The sequence below is a fragment of the Bacillus sp. LL01 genome (assembly GCF_001037965.1).
Genome location: NZ_LFEL01000232.1, coordinates 1 through 3,558 on the forward strand (window position 1 = coordinate 1; position 3,558 = coordinate 3,558).

General features: G+C 37.3%; 5 protein-coding genes. All 5 read left to right on the plus strand.

The features are described from left to right. Nucleotides 1-347 precede the first annotated feature (347 nt). Complete coding sequence (locus tag AB685_RS28560; RefSeq protein WP_047973991.1) at nucleotides 348-662, plus strand: metalloregulator ArsR/SmtB family transcription factor; 315 nt, start codon at nucleotides 348-350, stop codon at nucleotides 660-662. Nucleotides 663-744: 82 nt separating this feature from the next. Next, on the plus strand, nucleotides 745-1,173 hold the full coding sequence (locus AB685_RS28565; RefSeq protein WP_047973992.1) for a DMT family transporter: 429 nt from the start codon (nucleotides 745-747) through the stop codon (nucleotides 1,171-1,173). 11 nt (nucleotides 1,174-1,184) lie between these two features. Continuing rightward, nucleotides 1,185-1,649 carry a DMT family transporter gene (locus AB685_RS28570; protein ID WP_047973993.1) on the plus strand — a complete coding sequence of 155 codons (465 nt, stop codon included), beginning with the start codon at nucleotides 1,185-1,187 and terminating at the stop codon, nucleotides 1,647-1,649. A 379-nt stretch (nucleotides 1,650-2,028) separates the two neighbouring features. Next, the gene (rarD, locus tag AB685_RS28575) at nucleotides 2,029-2,955 is read left to right on the plus strand and encodes an EamA family transporter RarD (protein ID WP_047973994.1); all 927 of its coding nucleotides are present in this window, start codon (nucleotides 2,029-2,031) and stop codon (nucleotides 2,953-2,955) included. Nucleotides 2,956-3,261: 306 nt separating this feature from the next. Beyond that, a partial coding sequence (locus AB685_RS28580; protein ID WP_047973995.1) for an AraC family transcriptional regulator occupies nucleotides 3,262-3,558 on the plus strand: 297 nt, incomplete at its 3' end.

The window sequence follows — 3,558 nt, forward strand, 5'->3', positions numbered from 1 at the left end:
AATATTTTGCAACATCTCTCATCTTCATTTAAATTCCACCTTCGACTATGTAACCGGTTACATTTATCTTAAATGTCTTTGTTATAATTGTCAATATATTCTTAATTTTAAATATAATTTGATGTGATAGTCTCCCTCTCTCCTTATCCTTCAACAATCAACTCTCTCATCTGATTCGTTGCTTTAACTGACGTGATATATGTCTCGCCTGCAGAAGCACCATCATCAACGGCTCTTTTGTAAATGAGAGGAACGCATCTCATTCACTTCACCCAGGCGAGTCAGAGACATCAACCCGAATTTCTGCTAATTGACATATCGAAAAAAACCGATATATAATAAGAACTATGGAACCAATCGATGTATTTAAAGCGTTATCAAACAAAACTAGACTTAACATTTTACAGTGGCTGAAAGAACCAGAGAAGCACTTTCCTAAACAAGGCGCTCACCTGCCAAAGGAGGTAAGCTATAAAGAGGGAGTATGTGTAGGGGACATTCAAGAAAAAGCCGAAGCTTCTCAATCTACGGTATCTCACTACTTAAACATGATGCAAAAAGCTGGTCTTCTTGAATCTGTTCGTTATGGTCAGTGGACCTACTATCGAAGAAATGAAGAAGCCATTCGTCAGTTTGCTGAATATTTTAAAACAGAAGTCTGAGTTGGTTGATTTCTGTTTTTTTATACAATGACATATCGATTATTCTAGATATCTGAAAATAAAGAACTGGAGGAATTCATAAATGCGTTACATCTCATATCTATTAGCGTTATTAGCAGGGGCAGCGCTTAGTTTTGAAGGAGCTATTTACGGTGAATTAGGGAATACGATAGGAAAGCTCGAAACAAGTTTTTATAACTTCTTTGTGGGTTCAATCATCCTCGGATTATTATGGCTTTTCTTTGGGAAAGGTAAACTTTCCTATGCCGTTGAAGCACCTAAATGGACACTACTTGGTGGGCTCTTGGGGGTTGTTTATTTAACATCTATTGTGATTAGTGTTCCATTTGTTGGTGTCGGAATCACTATGGTTGCAGTCATTATTGGTCAATTAGTAATGAGTATGGTGATTGAACATTATGGTTGGCTTGGAAGTAATAAATTTAGAATCAATAAAGAAAAAATAGCAGCGATTATCTCAATGATTATTGCACTTGCTTTAGTTTACTAGGAGGTCTAAGAATGGGTATATTAATGATTTTATTCACCTTTTTAGGTGGTCTCACATTAAGCGCACAGTCAGCTATTAATGGTACATTCAGTCGTAAAGCAGGAACAATCGAAACGACCCTTTTAACGTTTCTAACGGGAACCATGTTTCTCGCCATTTTTATTCTCTTTTTTGGTAATGGAAATGTGTTTGCCATTTTAGAGGTACCTAAATGGCAGTTAAGCGCCGTATTTTTAGGGGTAGTGTTTTTACTTTTTATTATCGCCGCTGTTCCTAAAATTGGGGTTATTGCAACCAATATTACCGTTATCATTGGTCAGCTTGTCATCGGCATTGTGATTGACAATTTCGGCTGGTTCAATAGTTTAGTCATTCCTTTAGATATGAAACGTTCTTTTGCATTACTATTTATGATGATTGCTCTTTATTTTATCTATAAAGGAAATAAACGTGCCAGCGAAGAAGTCTCTGCTTAATATAGTAAAACAATCTCAAAACGCTGCAATCGTTAAAAATAAGATTGCAGCATTTTCTATTTAATAGAATACCGATACCGATGATGATAGATTCCCCTCTACTCTATCCTTCCACCAATCAACTCTCTCACCTGATACCTTGATTCAAACACCCAACTAGAATCGCACCACTTACGAAGAGTAGAGCTAGTAACCTTCTATTCAATTCAATACCCTGCTTCTTCATTTGCATGATCCAATGTTCACCTTTTTTGCTATTCACCTAGAATTCATCTCTATTAATTATATAGTAAGTATATCTTTTTTAGGAGAGTTCGAAGCTGACATGTTTCAGCTCGGATTCTCGCCAATACATACTTAACTAGGAAGTAGGCTTTAAATGAATGGACATAATGAAAAAGATGGTGTTGTATTTGCCGTTCTCTCTTATATCATGTGGGGACTCACGCCAATTTATTGGAAACTAACACAGCATCTATCTTCCGGAGAAATTTTAGCGCAGCGTGTGATCTGGTCGTTTGTTTTTATGCTGGTGCTCTTAGCTTGTTTAAAGAAATGGACGATCTACCTTGAATTTGTAAAAGAAATCGTCCATAAACCCAAATTATTTTGGTCCCTTTTTCTTGCTTCTGTTCTTATTAGTTCAAACTGGGGGATCTTTATGTGGGCTGTGATGGAGGGCAAGATCTTTGAAGCAAGTCTTGGTCAATACATCAATCCACTAACGAGCATGTTAATTGGGGTCATCTTCTTAAAGGAACGGTTGACTGGCTCACAAGTTCTTGCCTTTGTGTTAGCTGGAATGGGGGTTCTTACGTTAACCCTATATTACGGGGTGATTCCTTGGATCTCACTTAGTCTCGCTCTCACCTTTGGATTTTATGGCTTAGCAAAGAAAATGATCAAAGCAGATACAACGACCGGATTAGCTCTTGAAACAATGGTCGTTTCTCCCATTGTACTCATCTATTTACTCTACATGATGACTCAATCTAACATCCAATTCTTTGATTCCTTTTCAACAAGTTTACTCCTAATGGGAAGTGGAATCGTCACCATTTTACCGCTTTTATTTTTTACGATGAGTGCCAAAAAGGTCACCCTCTTGATGCTCGGGATTCTGCAATACATCTCGCCCACGATTGCTTTAATCGYAGGGGTGTTTCTCTACAACGAAACCCTATCCCCTGCCCATCTTATCGCCTTTCTATTCATCTGGTCGGCCCTTGCCGTCTATACCATTTCCTCGGTAAAAAAGCGAGGTCAAACAAGTGTGGAACCGATAAAAAAAGAAAAAAGAGCGTAAGAAAAGCGATGCTGATCAAGCATCGCTTTTGATGTTCATTGTAGCCACAAGAATGTACCATCTCTACCATGTTTTTTACCAGTGGATTTGTATATGTATAACCGGAATAGTTACACATGTAACGATTAAAAAAGAGAGGCTGTTTCGAAACCTTATTTCCCACTCAAATGTTCAAGGGTCTCAATAATTCAATTAGAAATTTTTATGGTATAAGGATAAAATAGAAACCCGACTGTAATGAGCATGTAAAGTCGGGTAAGGGATCGGTTATCCTGTTAGTCTATTAGTGAAAGGCGGTTAAATTACATGGATATGTTACAAGGAATGAACCATGCACTACATTATATTGAAGAAAATTTAGCTAGCACTATTGATTTAAAGGAAGTAGCGAATAGAGCCTACTGCTCTGAGTATCATTTCAAGCGTCTATTTACCCTTTTATCAGGTATCACTATATCTGAGTACATTCGCAGAAGACGACTTACTTTGGCTGCTCTAGAATTGAAGGACATTAAAGTTAAAGTAATTGATATTGCTATGAAATATGGCTATCAATCTCCTGATGCCTTTTCACGAGCTTTTCAAAATTATCATGGAGTAACT

What these genes read in the sequence shown, in the direction of transcription:
- AB685_RS28560 (WP_047973991.1), top strand. Translation starts at nt 348, where the DNA reads ATGGAACCAATCGATGTATTTAAAGCGTTATCAAACAAAACTAGACTT.
- AB685_RS28565 (WP_047973992.1), top strand. Translation starts at nt 745, where the DNA reads ATGCGTTACATCTCATATCTATTAGCGTTATTAGCAGGGGCAGCGCTT.
- AB685_RS28570 (WP_047973993.1), top strand. Translation starts at nt 1,185, where the DNA reads ATGGGTATATTAATGATTTTATTCACCTTTTTAGGTGGTCTCACATTA.